The organism is Bradyrhizobium sp. SZCCT0231, assembly GCF_018130245.1.
Classification (GTDB): Bacteria; Pseudomonadota; Alphaproteobacteria; order Rhizobiales; family Xanthobacteraceae; genus Bradyrhizobium; species Bradyrhizobium japonicum_F.
Genome location: NZ_JAFCKP010000002.1, coordinates 273,025 through 288,738, shown reverse-complemented (window position 1 = coordinate 288,738; position 15,714 = coordinate 273,025). Strand labels below are relative to the sequence as shown.

Sequence of the window (15,714 nt, the reverse complement as noted above, 5' to 3'; positions counted from 1 at the left end):
GTTAAGGAGTTGTTAACATCTGCACCAGTGCCGTCGCGGTTTGGTCAGTCCCTTCACGGCACCCCATAGCGGACAAAATCTTCGCCAATTCCAGCGTCGATTGTTCTGGCCGCCGAGATATCGCTCTTGCTGCCATCTATGTCGCCGAGCTTCAATCTGGCTATCCCGCGACCGTAGAGCGCGCTCGCCAGCTTGGGCGCGAACCGCAGCGCTGAGTTGTAGTCATCGATAGCCGCGGAGAGTTGTCCCATTTTCAGTTTGATCAGGGCTCGCGAGTCGTATGTTGCGGCATCGTTTGGCCCCGATCGAAGCGCCATTTCGCAGTCCTCCAGCGCAGCCTGCAAAGCGCCAAGGACGGCTCGGGCCCAACAGCGCCCGCTCCATGCCGCCTCCAGCTTCGGGTCGAGGCGAATTGCCTCGTCATAGTCCTGCGCTGCACGGTCGTACGCATTCCTCTTCAGGTGGGCTGCCGCACGGTTGGCAAAAGCAGCGCCATAGTTGGGGTTGAGCTTGAGCGCCTCTTCAAGAGCGCCAACAGCGAGGTCGTGTGAGCCCGTTCTCAGATAGGCCACGCCGAGGTTGTTGAAGGCCTTCGCATAATTCGGGTTAAGCCTGGTCGCTTCGACGAAATCCCTGATCGCACGTTCGTAGTCGGCCTTGGCGCTGTACGCATTGCCCCTGTTGTTGTGGGCGACGGCGAAGCCGTTGGCGCTCCCCTCGCCCGCATCGATAAACGCCGTGCAGCCATCGATCCGAGCTTCGGGCGACACGCGATCTGAGCCGTTACACAGTTCAACATTCTTGAGTGAGCTGCCCTTCTTCGGCTTCTGCGCCAAGCTCGACGAACCGGACAGCACAACGACGAGAATGAGCATCGCTGCCTTGATGACACTGGCTCTTGCGGTCATTTTCACACCAGCCGTCAAGCTCCGCGAGTGAACGAAGCGCTCATCCCAGTCTATCTGCCCGACCGGCGTTGCGCCTGCATCACGGCGGCTTCAAGTCAGGCAAACTTCTCAGCATCCCCGACAGATGTTGAGCCTGCGATCGACGCGCCGATCGGGCTTCGGCGCCGCGGATGTCGGCGGCTTCTTCAGGAGCTTGCCTTCTTCGATCAGGGTCGAAAACTTGGCTGACCCATCATCCGAAATCTCGATATGCGGCGTCGTGCCTCGGATCCCCAGCGTGGCGACGGGAGTATCGACCTTCATGTCACCGGTCTTGGCGACATTGCCCGCAACAAGAGTGAACGTTCCCCTGGCGAGATCGAACAGGGCCGCATTGGACTTGCCCGCCGGCTCATACACATAATGATCCAACTCGATACGGGCGTTGCTCGATAGATTGAACGAGCTGCCGTCGGTAAAGTTGATTCCGACTCGGCCATCGGCCCCGGTCAGCACCACGTCACCGAGATATACGGGATCACCCGTCTTGGCCCGGCCGGGCTCACCCGAGACATTCGCCTGAACGACCACTGCGGCCGCATGTTCGATCGTGACCGAGCCCGTGGCCGCCACCACCTTCCCGATCGGTTTCGACGACGAGCTGGCGACGGCGGGCCCAGCGGAATCAATTTGGGCTTGAGCCGCACTCGGCAAGAAATTGGCGAGTGCAAAGACCAAGCCGGTCGCCAAGGCGGCTATCGCAGGTCTGCACATGATCCGCCCTTTCCGAGAAGATCTTGTCTAGCGGCGGCTCATTTCTTGAACCGCGAAGCGCCGCCGCAATAAATAAAATTCTTGTTTAATAATTTTAATCGGCCTAATTTACCGTAACGCTACGGAAGCGCCACAAATTAATAAGCTTTCGTTTGTCAATTTAATCACTTTAGCGGGAGGGATACGCCGGGAATGGCATTACGCGCCGCCGTCCCCGCGCGAATGCGCCTCTCTGGATCAGACTTGATGATTTCGGCGGGCAAGCCTTCGGCTGCCAGCGCCCAGGATATTCGTCCCTTGGCGAGGGCCGCCCCGAAAGACCATGCAGCACGCCGAGCCTGAATCGATCACCCAGGCGAGGTCGAGCCATGTTGGTTACATCCGATGTCCAGGTTGGCAATAGGGCCGCCGCGGCTCTGCCCGTGCAAATCATTGGCCATATTCATACAGCGATCGGCTGCGGCACGCTCACGCGAGCCAGTGGCGTCGCCACACAGGTCGTAGCCGGCGCGCCTGTCTACCGGGCCGACGTGATAGAGACCGATGCCGACGGACAGATCGCGATTCGCTTCATCGACGGTACTTTCTTCAACATCTCCTGCGACACTCGCCTCGCGCTGAGCGAATTCGTCTTCGACGTCGAAGGCACGTCACCTGCAGCCCTGTTCGACGTGACCCGAGGCAGCTTCAGTTTCATACCAGGTCGGCTGGCGGAAACCGGGTCTCTCCAGCTGAATACGCCAATCGCAGGCATTCGCGCCCGGAGTCACGCGGGCGGTTTCGGAATGCTGACGCTTGCAGCATTGACCTTCTCGGTCGCGGAAAATGCCGAAGCCGCGGACCCGGACGTCACATTCCTGGATGACGACTCCATCACTTACAAGGACCTTGCGCACGGCGCATTTGAGCTCGTGACCAAGGAGCGGATCCCGCGGCACATCATCGTCGATGATCCCGGCGAGACGATCGTCGTCAAGAGGGTGGGATCCAGCGTCAGTGTCAATCAGGTCGCGAACACGGCCGCTCGCATGGACGAGTTGCGCGCCGCGCAGCAGGACGTGCTCGCCAATCTGGAAGGACGAGGGCCGCATGGCTCGAGCACGCCTCCCTACGTCAAATCCCAGTCGCTGCAGCCGATCAATTTCATTCAGCCCGACGCGCCCGCGCTGCAGAATTTGCTGGCGCCTGTGTCGCCATTCGTTATTCCCGTTTTCGACCCTGTACCGCCGACGCTCAGCACCGGAGCGGGGCCAACCGAGCTCGATACGGTGGTGTTTGATACATTCACTGCGACGAGCGGAATTTTCGCTGCCAGCAGCACCAGCAGCAGCGCCAAGCTGACCTTTGGCGTCGTAGGGGCGACCGCCGGCGAGACGGTCCTCGGCGGAGTGACATACGATCTGTCAAAGCCTGGTCCGTACGGGACGCTCTACGTCAACAGTACGAGCGGCGCCTACACGTTCGTGCCTGACAGCGTCGCGATCAACGCGCTGAAGGCGCCCACGACCGACGGTTTCGTCATCACGGTTTCCGACGGCCTCAATTCCGCGAGTCAGACGTTCACGGTCACCATCAACGGTGTCAACGACGCTGCAATCATCTCCGGCACCACGACCGGCTCGATCATCGAGGCTGGCGGCATTGCCAATGGAACGCCCGGCACGCCGACTGCGACCGGCACGCTTTCCGATACCGACGTCGACGACCCGCCAAATACGTTCACGACCGTGAGTTCGCCAACAACGAGTACCGGCGGCTACGGCACCTTCACGATGACGGCTGCCGGCGTATGGACCTACACCTTGGACAATTCGAACCTCGCGGTGCAAGGGCTCAATGCCGGCGAGACGCTGACCGACAGCTTTACCGTGACCACGATCGGAGGCACCGCCCAGGTGGTGATGATCACCATCAACGGAGCCGGTGACGCGGCGATCATCTCCGGTGCGACGACCGGTGCGCTGATCGAGGCTGGCGGCATCGCCAATGCAACCCCCGGCACGCCAGTCGCGACCGGCACCCTCACCGACACCGACGTCGACACGATCGCAAATGCCTTCACGGCAGTCGGCTCGCCGACGGCCAGCGCCGCCGGCTACGGCACCTTCACCATGACGGCAGCGGGCGTGTGGACCTATACGCTCGACAACGCCAACGCTGCGGTGCAGGCGCTCAATACCGGGGAGACGCTGACCGACACGTTCACGGTGACCACTCTGGATGGAACCGCCCAAGTGGTGACGGTCACCATCCATGGCACCAACGATGCCGCCATCGTTTCCGGCACCATGACCGGTTCGGTGACCGAGGCCGGCGGCATTGCCAATGCGACACCCGGCAGCCCGAGCGCAACCGGCACGCTGTTTGCCGCCGACGTCGACAATGCGTCCAATACATTCACAGCGGTGAGCTCGCCCAAGGCAAGCACGAATGGTTATGGCACCTTTACGTTAACCGCTGCCGGCGTGTGGACCTACACGCTCGACAACGCCAGTGCGGCGGTGCAGGCTCTCAATGTCGGCGGCACGCTCACCGACAGTTTCACTGTCACAGCCCTCGACGGCACGCCGCAGGTGGTGACGGTCACCATTCACGGCAGCAACGATGCGGCCATCATTTCCGGCACCACGACCGGCTCGGTGACCGAGGCAGGAACTTTCTCGCCCGGCGTCCCCATCGCGACCGGCACGCTCACCGATACAGACGTCGACAACGCGCCGAACACGTTCACCGCAGTCTCTTCGCAGACTGCGAGTGACGGCGGATACGGCACCTTCACGATGACTGCAGCCGGCGTATGGACTTACACCCTCGACAACAACAACAGCGTGGTTCAGGCGCTCGACGTCGGCGACACCTTGACCGACACTTTCACGGTAACTGCCATCGACGGTACGACGCAGACGGTCACCGTCGCCATTCATGGCGCCAGCGACGCAGACCCCAACGATTTTGACAACCTGGCCGCCGGATCCGTCGTGATCACCGATCCCCCCAACGTGTATGGAACGCCGGGGAGCGAAACCATCGCGGGCGGCGGCGACATCGGTCAGATTATCTATGCGGGGGCCGGCAGCGATACCGTCAACGGCACCGGCAAAGCCGACGTTCTCTATAGCGGCTCCGGCAATGACACGATCAAGGGCAACGATGGCGATGACGTCATCTACGGCGGCTCGGGCAACGATACAGTCAACGGCAATAACGGCGCCGACACCATAACCGGTGGATTTGGTGCGGACCAACTCACCGGCAGCAATGGAAACGACCGTTTCGCATATTTGTTCGTAGCCGATTCCAACACAAGCCAGTTCGACACCATCACCGACTTCGCATCGGGAGCGGACAAGATCGACTTGACCGCCTTTGGTGCGCTTGGGTTCGCCATCTTGGCGTTGAGCTCAACCAGCACGGCGGTGCCGGCACATACGATCGCCTGGCTCTATGACAGCGCGGCGAATGAAACCATCGTGTACGTCAATCCCACGGACCAGACCCTGCACATCGGCGATTCCAGTCTGCTCGAAATCCATTTGCAGGGGATTGCCACCATCGACGCGTCGGACTTCATCCTGGCGCCGGCGGCGGCACCTGTGATGGCGGCTGCCGGCGAACTCATCGACCTCACCGCAACCGCGCAGAGTGACGCGACCGCTGTGATAGCGACCACTTCCGGAGTCTCGACCGATGCCGGCAGCGGCGACGGCACGCTTCTCGCTGAGGGGAGCTCGACAACCCAATCAACCGAGGTGACCTACAGCCTCGATTCGAGCTGGGACCAGATTGGATGGACCGAATATTCGAGCCCCTCCAGTTCAGACGAAGTGCAAACGCTCGCGACCGAAACGCTCCGCAGCGACGGGGTAGCTCCCTCAGCCAGCGGACTGTCTACGATCGTGCAGCACATGGCCGCAGCGACGGAGGCCAGCTTTGTCTTCGACCACTTGACGGGACTCGACGCAGCGGTTGGCAAGAATGGCGCGATTGCCGGAGGTGGCCAGATGCCTGACATGGCCATCGCCGCGTTGAATTTTGCCCACAATGCCGCCGAACAGCACGCCGGGCGCGGGCTTGCGCTGGGGAACGATGCCGGGAATCACGTCGTTTCGCCCCCGGGAAACGCCGACCAGGCGGCTCATGCCCACGGCCGTAGCCGCGATGAAACGGCGGACACGGCGCTCAACCCAAGCCCTCTGAAGTCATCGACCGGAGGCGACAGCCGTTCGCTTGCAAGCGAGACGCAGCAGCTCGGCGAGTCATTCCGGTTCAAGGATGACGCTTCGCAGGGCTCACAGCACAGCGCAGTGCCGGACCATCTCTCCGACCTCGCCGGTCATCAGGACCATTCTGGAGGATTCCATGGATCCGAGCTGGCGATCATGCCTGAACCGTCTCCGCCCGATGTTGATCCGCCTCATGGAGCAAGTACAGCTCACGGCCATGTGCTGCACGATCTGATCGTGTGACGCCCTCGAGCGATTGCGTTTTTCAATGCTGCTTGCCGGCGCCTTCGGGCGCCGAGGAGTTCGCTTCCTCGAGAGAAAATTCATCATCGTTGCCGTCGTCGCCTTCTGGCGGCGCCGCATGCTGATGGATCAGCGCGGATCTCCACGCGGATGTCATCGCCGCTATGAGCAGCCGGTTGACGGCCTCGATGACGCGCTCTGCTGCGGACGAGTAGTTCATGACCTCCTCCTGCGCTGCCGATTGCGACCGGCCGAAGCGTAGGACGGTGCCTTGAGCGCCACTGTACGCCACTTCACACCTGCGCGCGTCAACTCATCGCAGTCCCACAGGATGCCGCCTGCTTCGGCTGCATCCGCCACGGGAGCTTGATCTGCCGCCGCGACGGGTTGCCGAGTGCGCGCACCTACAACCTTCGGGGTATTGCGGTTCACGCGCGACTCTGAATCAGATGTGACCTCGGCGATGCGAATCGCATTGGTTAGCTTTGGGGGTAATCAATGAGCGGAGAAGCCGGTTGCATTGTGTGTAGCAGGGCAAGAGCGGTCGTAGCGATCGTTCCGATCGCCAGAGGATATGCCCTGAAAACATATGAATGTTCCTGTTGCCATAGCACCCTGCAGCTCGTGACTCGAGTCACAAAGGCGGCGCTGATCAAGCAGCAGGTCAGTATCCTCCCTCAGGTCGAGAAGCAGTTGCGCCCGTCTGTTCGCAGGGTGCAACAGGCCTTCGCGAACTAGAGCGGAATGGCTTTGGGTTGAATCGATTGCCACGGGCTCGTCGCAAAGCACGCTCGAGCCCTCAATTCGGCTTTTGCGTCGGCTTTCCGTCGATCTTGGGAAGATCGCCGGCCGAGGCCGACTGATCGCCGCCGCCATTGGCGCGGCGGGCCATCTCGACCGTCAGCCGCTCGGCGGCCTCCGATGACATCAGCCCCAGGATGTCCGACATCTTTCGTGGCGCGATGGCCGAGGCGATCTCGATCAGCACGCCCATCTCGAGCCTGTCGAACACCCGCGCGGCATCCTTGGGCTTCATGCCCTCGTACATGGTCACGAGGCCCTTCATGCGCTGGGCTTCGGCGGCCTTCTGCTCGGCCTGCGTCGCAGAGATGCGGGTTTCCACCGCCTTCATCTCCTCGACCTTGTTCTCGATGCGCTTCTCGGCCGACTTGAGCAGGCTTTCGCGAATGTCGATCTCGCGCTGGCGGGCCTCGATCTCCTGCCGCCGCGCCTGCAACCGTTCCAGGATCGCACGCTCCGAGGCCGAGACCTGCGGCTGGCCTTCCTCCACCTTGATCACGGTGCCTTCAGGCTTGGTCTCGGGCGCGGCCGGCTTGGGCGCCTCCTTCGGCGCACCATGGGTCGATCCGGTGATATCCGGGTCCTCGCGGCCGGTCGGGAAGTTCAGGTTCTCCTGCGCCCAGGATTTCTTGGTCTGGTTCGGCTTGTAGTCGAAGACATAGCCGCCATTGATCACGAGGCCCGCCACCTTCAGCGTGGCGAGGCCTGCGACGGCAACCAGGACGACCGGAATGACGCGGATGTTACGAAAGGATTTCATGCCCAGGCTTCATGCGGCAAGGCCGTTGGATCGTCGGCGCTCGGAGAAGGCTTCGGCCGCAGCCGCCACCGCCTTCGCCGACGAGGGCTTTGCGACAGGCGCGGCAGCGGTTTCCGGATTGGTGACGGGGCGCGCGGCGATCGCGATCTTGGACAGGCGCCGTACGACGTTGTCGGCCTCGCCGAGCTGCTTGTAAAGCTGATCCGACATCTGCGTCGCGGCGGCGAGCTGGCTGCCCAGGTTCTCGTTCACGTCGCGCACGGCGAGCTTCAGCCCGCCGATCGCGCGCTCGGCGATCTCGGTCGCGGTGATCAGCTCGCCGATCACGGCCTTCAACGAATGCTCGTCCGCCTTCAGCCGCGTCAGCCGCTTGTTGAGCATGACGCAGTAGATGATCGTCAGCATCAGCAGGATAGCCACCAGCGTCTCGATCGCCATTCCCAGGGAGTGGTTCATGGGGCCTCCATCATCTTGTTCTGCTCGTCCACCTTCTCGAACATCGCAAGTGTCGTACTTGGCTTGCGCAAGGGTTTCGTCACGCGGATCGCGACCCGGTCGCCGACCCGGCCCATCCGTCCCTCGGTCAGCGTGACGTCGCCGCAGCGCACGGTGACGTTGGCGTCGGCGCGCATGTCCAGCGGCAGCGTGTCGCCGACCTTGAGCCGCATCAGCTGCTTGAGCGGAATGTCGGCCTCGTAGAGCACGGCGTCGACGGCGATCTCGGCCTGCACGATCTCGGTGGCGAAATGGCCCTCCCAGACCGGGTCGCGGCCGAACTTCTCGCCCATGAACATCTGGAGCAGGACGCCCCGGATCGGCTCGATGGTCGCGTAAGGCAGCAAGAGCTCGATATTGCCGCCGCGGTCCTCCATGTCGATGCGCAGGCGGACCAGGATCGCGGCGTTGGCGGGACGGCTGATCGCGGCGAAACGCGGGTTGGTCTCGAGCCGGTCGATCGTGAAGGTCACCGGCGACAGCGGCCGGAACGCCTGCTCGGCGTCGGACAGCACCACCTCGACCAGCCGCTTGACCAGCTCGGTCTCGATCGTGGTGTAGGGCCGGCCCTCGATGCGGAGCTGGCTCGTGCCGCGGCGGCCGCCGAGCAGCACGTCGATCATCGAATAGATCAGGTTGGAATCGACCGTCGCCATGCCGAAGTTCTCCCACTCCTCGGCCTTGAAGACGGTGAGGACGGCGGGCAGCGGGATCGAGTTCATGTAGTCGCCGAAGCGCACCGAGGTGATGCGGTCGAGCGAGACTTCGACGTTGTCCGAGGTGAAGTTGCGCAAGGACGTCGTCATCAGCCGCACCAGGCGGTCGAAGACGATTTCGAGCATCGGCAGACGCTCGTAGGAGACCATCGCCGAATCGATGATCGCGCGAATGCCGGAATGATCGTCGAGCGTGACGTCGCCGACGGTGAAGCCGAGGAGATTGTCGATCTCCTCCTGCGACAGCACCCGCTCGCCGGAATTCTTGCCGCTGCCGAGATCGCGGCTGCCGTCCTCGACCATGGCCGCCCATTGCAGGGCCATGGTCTCCGATAGCTCGTTCTCGGCGGCAGCCTTTGCGGCCTCCGCGGGATCCTCGGAATCGAGCGAAGCCTCCCATTGGGCGGCAATCGCATCCTGGTCCATTTGCTCGTTGCCGGCCATGGCGCTAGCCCATCACCTTCCGCAGCGTCCTCACTGGACCACGACTTCCTTGAACAGCACCGCGCTGACCTGGATCGGAGCGACCGCCGCGTTGACGCGCTTGGTCAGCTCCTCCTTGAGGCGGAAGATGCCGGCGGAACCGTTGAGGTCGGAGGGACGCAGTTCGCGCACATAGGTCTGGAAGATGTCGGTGACGCGCGGCATCGTCGGCTTGATCGCCTCGATCTGCTTCTCTTCCTTCAGCTCCAGCACGATCTTCAGCCGCAGATATTGCACGCGCTCGCCCGGCGCGCCGGCGAGGTTGACCATCATGTCGGGGACGTCGACGAAGGCCGGCGGCTTCGGCGGAGGCGCGGCCTCGGCATGATGCTCGTCGTCGCCATGACGGAAGAAGAAGAACCAGGTCGCGGCACCGCCGCCGAGGACGGCGAGCACGCCCACGACCATGATGATGAGCTTGAGCTTGTTCTTCGGCGGAGCGGCCTCCGCGCCATCCGTGGCTGCGCCGCCTTCCTCATTCTCTGCCATGGTTGCCGCGCTCGTTCATCTCAAGGGGTCGAAAGAGCGAAGCCTCCTGGCAGACAATGACGCGATACAAATGCCCCAGCGCAATGCGCTCCTCTGATGCGCAAACGCTACGGTAATAATGGTTAACGGAATCTTTCGATTGGGCCTCCGCTAGGAAAAATCTGCCGGGCAAACATGGCTAACAGAACCTTTCTGCCGCCCTCCCGCGCCCATAAAAAATCAACAAAGCATTGAAATTACATAGTTTTTTGAGTTGGCACGGCTTTCGCTGAGAGAGGACCGAGACCGAACGGTTTGGGAGAACCTGAAGGTCTCGGTCACGGGGTCCGCCAAGGCGCTTGGGAGAGCGAAATGGCAGATCTCACTCAGGGGAGATTTCCGATGCAGAACGCGCTTCTGATCGGCTTGTCACGGCAGATGACGTTGGAACGGCAGATGGATGTCATCGCCAACAACGTCGCCAATGCCAACACCAACGGCTTCAAGGCCGACCATTCGCTGTTCGAGGAGTATCTCAACTCGAACGCACGTCATGACAATTTCATCGGTCGCGACCGCCGGGTCTCCTATGTGCAGGACCGCGGCACCTTCCGCGACGTCGGCCAGGGGCCGATGGAACCGACCAACAACCCGCTGGACATGGCGATCAACGGCGGCGCCTATTTCGCGGTGCAGGCCAACGGCGGCGAGCTCTATACCCGCGACGGCAAGTTCTCGCTCAACAGCACCGGCCAGCTCGTCACCGCCGACGGCAATCTCGTGCTCGGCAATGCCGGCCCGATCACCTTCCAGCCGACCGACCACGACATCAATGTCGCGCCCGACGGCACCGTCACGGTGCTCGAGGGGACGGCGCGGACCGACTCGATCCGCGGCAAGATCCGCATGGTGTCGTTCGACGATCCGGCCAAGCTGACCAAGCTCGGCGCCAATCTCTATGGCGCCGGCTCGGCGAACCAGCAGGCCGACACCAAGTCCACCTTGCAGCAGGGTTACGTCGAGAAGTCGAACGTGAATGCGGTCGGCGAGATGACCCGCATGGTCGAGGTGATGCGCAGCTACACCGCGATCGCCAACCTGCTGCAGCAGCAGAGCGACCTCCACAAATCGGCGATCGATAAGCTCGCCGACGTTCCGGCCTGATCGAAGGAGAACTGACATGCAGGCGCTTCACACCGCAGCGACCGGAATGGCGGCACAGGAACTCAACGTTCAGGTGATCTCCAACAACATCGCCAACCTGCGCACCACCGGTTTCAAGAAGCAGACCGCGGCGTTCCAGGACCTGATCTACGAGCACGTCCGCCGCGTTGGCGCCCAGTCGTCCGACCAAGGCACCATCCTGCCGGTCGGTGTCGACATCGGCGGCGGCGTCAAGACCGTCGGCACGCCGCGCAGCATGACGCAGGGAACACTGTCACAGACCGGCAACGATCTCGATCTCGCGATCTCGGGCGAGGGCTTCTTCAAGATCCTGATGCCCGACGGCACCTACCAGTACACCCGCGACGGCACCTTCCAGATGGACAATCAGGGCCGCGTCGTCACCGCGCAGGGCAACCCGGTGCAGCCGACCATCACCATTCCGAACAACGCCTCGGGCATCTCGGTCAGCGAGCAGGGCCAGGTCTCGGTGACGCTGCCGGGGTCATCGGCCTCGTCGATCATCGGCCAGATCGGCGTCACGCGCTTCATCAACAAGGCGGGCCTTCAGCCCGTCGGCAACAACCAGTTCATCGAGACCCCCTCCTCCGGCGCGCCGCAGGACGGCACCGCCAACTCCGAGGGTTACGGCAAGATCACGCAAGGCAGCCTGGAGCAGGCCAATATCGACGTCGTCTCGGAGATGAGCGACCTGATCGCCGCCCAGCGCGCCTACGAGATGAATGCCAAGGTCATCAGCGCCGCCGACCAGATGATGCAGTCGACCACGGCGCTGTTCCGCTGAGGTGATGACGATGATCCGCGCCACCCTCGCCACGATCTCCACCCTTCTCGCGCTGGCATTGCCGGCGGCGGCCGCCGACGAATTCATTGCCTCGCCGACGCTGCGCGGAAGCGTCACCGTCACCTCGGACGTGGTGCGGATCGGCGATCTCATCGACAACGCAGGATCCGCCGCGCTGATCCCGGTCTATCGCTCGCCCGATCTCGGCACCACCGGCACGCTGACGATCGCGCAAGTGCTGTCGGTGCTTCGCGCAAAACAGGTGATCGGCGTGATGACCGGCGACATCAAGGAGGTCCAGGTCACCCGCCTCGCCCGCACGCTCGCGAGCAAGGACCTCGAAGCCGCGGTCGCCTCGACGCTCGAACGCCGCTTCGGCCTTGGCGACGCCGCCAACATCACCGTCACGTTCGACCGCGGCATCTCCGATATGCGGCTGGACGCCTCCAACACTGGTGCGCTCCAGCCGGTCGCAACCCGCTATGACGCCCGCAGCGGCCGTTTCGACGTCACCTTCGAGATCAACAACGACAACAATCCGGCGCCGACCAAGCTCCGCTTCACCGGCACCGCGATCGAGACCGTGGAAGTGGCCGTGCTGACCCGCGACATCGACCGCGCCGAGCTCCTGAAATCCTCCGACGTCTCACTGGAGCGCCGGCCGAAGGCCGAGGTCGCCGGCGAGCCCGCCTCGCGCGATCGCACCCTCGGCATGCAGCTCCGCCGGGCGATGCGAGCGGGCACGCCGATCCGCATCGCCGACATCGTCAAGCCCGACTTCGTGCTGCGCGATCAGGCCGTCACCATCATCTACCAGGTGCCCGGCCTCTATCTCACCACGCGCGGCAAGGCGATCGAGAACGGCGCCGAGGGCGACAGCGTCAGCGTGCTCAATCTGCAGTCCAAGCGCACGTTGACCGGCATCGTCACCGGCCGCGGCCAGGTCACGGTCCAGGGCGCCAGCCAGTCAGCACCAATGGCGCCGGCCGTCGAGCAGACCTCGTCAATCAAGCGTGACGACGTGCCGGCGGCCGCGGCCCTGGCGCAGAGCCTGATCCAGACGCCCGCGTCTCCGGCCCAGATCGCCCAAGCCCAGATTCCGCCAGTTCGCCTCTCGCAAGCTCCGGCCAAGTCAGAGTAAGTCATGTCCAGGTTCAGTTCGGCCTCCCCTCTTCGTCGCATCGCGATCTCTGCCCTGCTGCTGGCGACGTGCGCGCTCGCATCCGGCTGCTCCTCGATCGACCGCCTGTCGCAGATCGGCGAGCAACCGAAGCTGTCGGCGATCGACAATCCGACGACGCAGCCGGGCTACAAGCCGGTGCAGATGCCGATGCCGAAGCCGGAAGTCGCCTCCTACAATCCGAACTCGCTGTGGCGTAACGGCAGCCGCGCCTTCTTCAAGGACCAGCGCGCCCGCCAGGTCGGCGACCTCCTGACCGTGACCGTGAACATCACCGACAAGGCCAATCTCTCCAACGAGACCCAGCGCAGCCGGACCAGCAAGGAAGACTCAGGGATTACGGACTTCATTGGCAGCCAGACAGTTACGCAGCCACTCAAGGTTCTCCCCGGACGTCTTCTCACCACCGACTCGACGTCCTCGGCCGACGGCAAGGGCTCGGTCAACCGCACGGAGGCCCTGCAGACCAACGTCGCCGCGGTCGTGACGCAGGTGCTGCCGAACGGCAACCTCGTGGTCGAGGGCAAGCAGGAGATCCGGGTCAACTACGAGATCCGCGAGCTCGTGGTCGCCGGCATCGTTCGCCCCGAAGACATCCAGAGCGACAACACCATCGATTCCAGCAAGATCGCGCAGGCCCGCATCGCCTATGGCGGCCGCGGCCAGATCATGGACGTGCAACAGCCGCGCTACGGCCAGCAGGTCATGGACGTGCTGCTGCCCTTCTAAGCCTCTTCAAGAGCTCCCACATCGTGTTCGCGAACCTAGGCGCGAACGACGATGTACGACGCGGCCCTTGCTAGCTCCCCTGGCAAGGGCCGCATGTATTTTGGCTCAGGTCCCTGCTGTCATCGTCCGCGAAGGCGGACGATCCAGTACTCTGAGGCCTGAGTTGCTAAACCGATACGGCGCGGCGTACTGGATTCCCCGCCTTCGCGGGGAATGGCAGCGGAGGATGCCGTGGCACTCTACGTAAACTCCGCCTCCACCACACCCAGCCCATCCAGCTCCATCCGCACCTTGTCGCCGGCCTTGAGCCACAGCGTCTTGACCAGGCTGCCCGTCAGTACGAGCTGTCCCGCGTGCAGCCCCTTGCCCTCGGCGGCGAGATGGTTGGCGAGCCAGGCGAGTGCGTTGTGGGGATGGCCGAGCACGTCGGCACCGGTGCCGTGGCTGACCTCCTCGCCGTTGACGATGGCGCGGCCTTTGACCGCCCTTAAGTCAGGCACCGACGAACGTGGAACCGACGGACCCAGCACGCAGCCGGCGGCGAAGAAATCGTCGGCGATCAAGGTCGGGGCGCCCATCGCTTCCCACTTCACGTAGCGGTCGTCGACGATCTCGATTGCGGGATGGTAGGCCTCGACGGCCTCACCGACCCATTCGGCCGTGAACGGCGCCTCGCCGGCGGCAAGGTCCCGCTTCAGCCGCACCGCGATCTCGCATTCGACGCCGACCCGGACATAGTTGGAGGTGGCGAGCTTGGCGCCGCTGTCATGGACGCCCTTCTGGAACACGCCGCCGCCGCAAGGGTGCGGGATGCCGATGTAGTCCTGCATCACCTGGCTGGTGCAGCCGATCTTGTAGCCGACGAGCGGGCCGACATGCGGCAGCAGAAGATCGTGCAGGGCGCGCTGGACCTGATAGCCCTCGGCTTCATCAGCGGGAGGGCGCTCCAGCGCCGCGAGCGGCGCATGATTGCGGCGCGCCAGTGCGATCGCCTTTGCGGCTGCGAGAATCCTGTCCATCGGCGCCGCCTCCCACGCTACGCATTCGAAGGCCACACTTCAGCACCCCCGCTCCGGCCTGACAAGCGCATCCGGCCGGGGGATTGCCGCCGCTTGCCCGCGTTTAAGGAAATATTGAGTGGGTGGAGGCTTTATGGAGCTGCGCCCCCGGCAGCTCTCGCAAAATGCGCACGAGGCGTGATTACAGCAATGCTCGATGCAACTAGATCAACGTCTCAACTCCAGAGTCGATCTCGTTGATGCGACTCGCGAAATCCCCCGCACCTGAAGTGAAGGCTGTTTCTCATCCGAACTCACGTGAGCTCGGAGCAATCGAGTCTAGCCCATTGATCGCGATTCACTTTTCGCGATTGCGCTCTCGCGCTGATGGCACGTGGCAAGCCACAGGCAAATCCGAGCACGGCGCGAAGTGGCGCCTTGCGTCCAAAAACAAAGAGCCGCATCTCTGCGGCTCGGACCTTATTCGTCGCGATAAACCTTCTCGCGTTTCTCGTGGCGCTCCTGTGCTTCCACCGAGAGCGTCGCGATGGGCCGGGCTTCGAGCCGCTTCAACGAGATTGGCTCGCCGGTGTCCTCGCAATAGCCGTAGGTGTTGTCCTCGATACGCTGGAGCGCGGCGTCGATCTTGGCGATCAACTTGCGCTGGCGGTCGCGGGCGCGGAGCTCGATGGCGCGGTCGGTTTCGGACGATGCCCGATCGGCGAGATCGGGGTGGTTCACGTTCTCCTCCTGCAGGGCCTGCAGGGTGAGCTTGGACTCCTTGAGGATCTCATCCTTCCAGGCGAGGAGCTTCAAACGGAAGTACTCCTTCTGCCGGTCGTTCATGAAAGGCTCTTTTTCGGTCGGTCGGTAGTTTTTCAACTTTTCCAAGGGCGGCCTATCTGTCTAAGCAACGACTCGCAAACGGAACGGGGTCCGTTGAGCGGGGCGTTATATAGCGGCCTCCTGTGACAGACAATATTTCCTT

Annotated in this window: 14 protein-coding genes; 5 read left to right on the top strand and 9 right to left on the bottom strand. The window is 63.0% G+C overall.

The annotated features are described in order from the left end of the window. Positions 1–53 precede the first annotated feature (53 nt). Both JQ566_RS08680 and JQ566_RS08675 read right to left on the bottom strand, forming a co-directional pair. Entirely contained in the window at positions 54–908 is an 855-nt protein-coding gene (locus tag JQ566_RS08680) for a tetratricopeptide repeat protein (RefSeq protein WP_212371834.1), read from the bottom strand. 108 nt (positions 909–1,016) lie between these two features. Next, on the bottom strand, positions 1,017–1,637 hold the full coding sequence (locus JQ566_RS08675; protein ID WP_349643312.1) for a FecR family protein: 621 nt from the start codon (positions 1,635–1,637) through the stop codon (positions 1,017–1,019). 392 nt (positions 1,638–2,029) lie between these two features. On the opposite strand from JQ566_RS08675, the gene JQ566_RS08670 reads away from it, so the two are divergent. Further along, entirely contained in the window at positions 2,030–6,127 is a 4,098-nt protein-coding gene (locus tag JQ566_RS08670) for a VCBS domain-containing protein (protein ID WP_249139332.1), read from the top strand. A 22-nt stretch (positions 6,128–6,149) separates the two neighbouring features. On the opposite strand, the gene JQ566_RS08665 is transcribed toward JQ566_RS08670, so the two are convergent. The 5 genes from JQ566_RS08665 to fliL form a co-directional block, all read right to left on the bottom strand. After that, positions 6,150–6,347, bottom strand: a complete 198-nt coding sequence (locus JQ566_RS08665) for a hypothetical protein (RefSeq protein ID WP_212371832.1) — start codon at positions 6,345–6,347, stop codon at positions 6,150–6,152. Positions 6,348–6,926: 579 nt separating this feature from the next. Further along, a complete protein-coding gene (locus JQ566_RS08660) occupies positions 6,927–7,688 on the bottom strand; it encodes a MotE family protein (RefSeq protein WP_212371831.1) in 762 nt (253 codons plus the stop codon). 9 nt (positions 7,689–7,697) lie between these two features. Next, positions 7,698–8,144: a DUF6468 domain-containing protein gene (locus tag JQ566_RS08655; RefSeq protein WP_212371830.1), complete on the bottom strand. Its 447-nt coding sequence runs from the start codon at positions 8,142–8,144 to the stop codon at positions 7,698–7,700. Beyond that, positions 8,141–9,343: a flagellar motor switch protein FliM gene (gene fliM, locus JQ566_RS08650; protein ID WP_212371829.1), complete on the bottom strand. Its 1,203-nt coding sequence runs from the start codon at positions 9,341–9,343 to the stop codon at positions 8,141–8,143. The genes JQ566_RS08655 and fliM overlap by 4 nt, the downstream gene beginning before the upstream one ends. Before the next feature lie 30 nt (positions 9,344–9,373). Continuing rightward, the gene (fliL, locus tag JQ566_RS08645; RefSeq protein WP_212371828.1) at positions 9,374–9,871 is read right to left on the bottom strand and encodes a flagellar basal body-associated protein FliL; all 498 of its coding nucleotides are present in this window, start codon (positions 9,869–9,871) and stop codon (positions 9,374–9,376) included. 381 nt (positions 9,872–10,252) lie between these two features. On the opposite strand from fliL, the gene flgF reads away from it, so the two are divergent. From flgF to flgH, 4 genes are read left to right on the top strand one after another with little or no spacing between them, the layout of a single operon-like run. Then, positions 10,253–11,014 (top strand): flagellar basal-body rod protein FlgF, encoded by a 762-nt coding sequence (flgF, locus tag JQ566_RS08640; RefSeq protein WP_212372129.1) that lies wholly within the window; start codon positions 10,253–10,255, stop codon positions 11,012–11,014. A gap of 16 nt (positions 11,015–11,030) precedes the next feature. After that, a complete protein-coding gene (flgG, locus tag JQ566_RS08635) occupies positions 11,031–11,819 on the top strand; it encodes a flagellar basal-body rod protein FlgG (protein WP_212371827.1) in 789 nt (262 codons plus the stop codon). 10 nt (positions 11,820–11,829) lie between these two features. Continuing rightward, a complete protein-coding gene (gene flgA / locus JQ566_RS08630) occupies positions 11,830–12,960 on the top strand; it encodes a flagellar basal body P-ring formation chaperone FlgA (protein WP_212371826.1) in 1,131 nt (376 codons plus the stop codon). Between the two features lie 3 nt (positions 12,961–12,963). Continuing rightward, entirely contained in the window at positions 12,964–13,728 is a 765-nt protein-coding gene (flgH, locus tag JQ566_RS08625; RefSeq protein ID WP_212371825.1) for a flagellar basal body L-ring protein FlgH, read from the top strand. A gap of 239 nt (positions 13,729–13,967) precedes the next feature. Here the strand turns inward: flgH and JQ566_RS08620 are convergent, their stop codons facing one another. Further along, the gene (locus tag JQ566_RS08620; protein ID WP_212371824.1) at positions 13,968–14,747 is read right to left on the bottom strand and encodes a 2-keto-4-pentenoate hydratase; all 780 of its coding nucleotides are present in this window, start codon (positions 14,745–14,747) and stop codon (positions 13,968–13,970) included. A gap of 459 nt (positions 14,748–15,206) precedes the next feature. Then, a complete protein-coding gene (gene dksA, locus JQ566_RS08615; RefSeq protein WP_008554760.1) occupies positions 15,207–15,572 on the bottom strand; it encodes an RNA polymerase-binding protein DksA in 366 nt (121 codons plus the stop codon). Positions 15,573–15,714 lie beyond the last annotated feature (142 nt).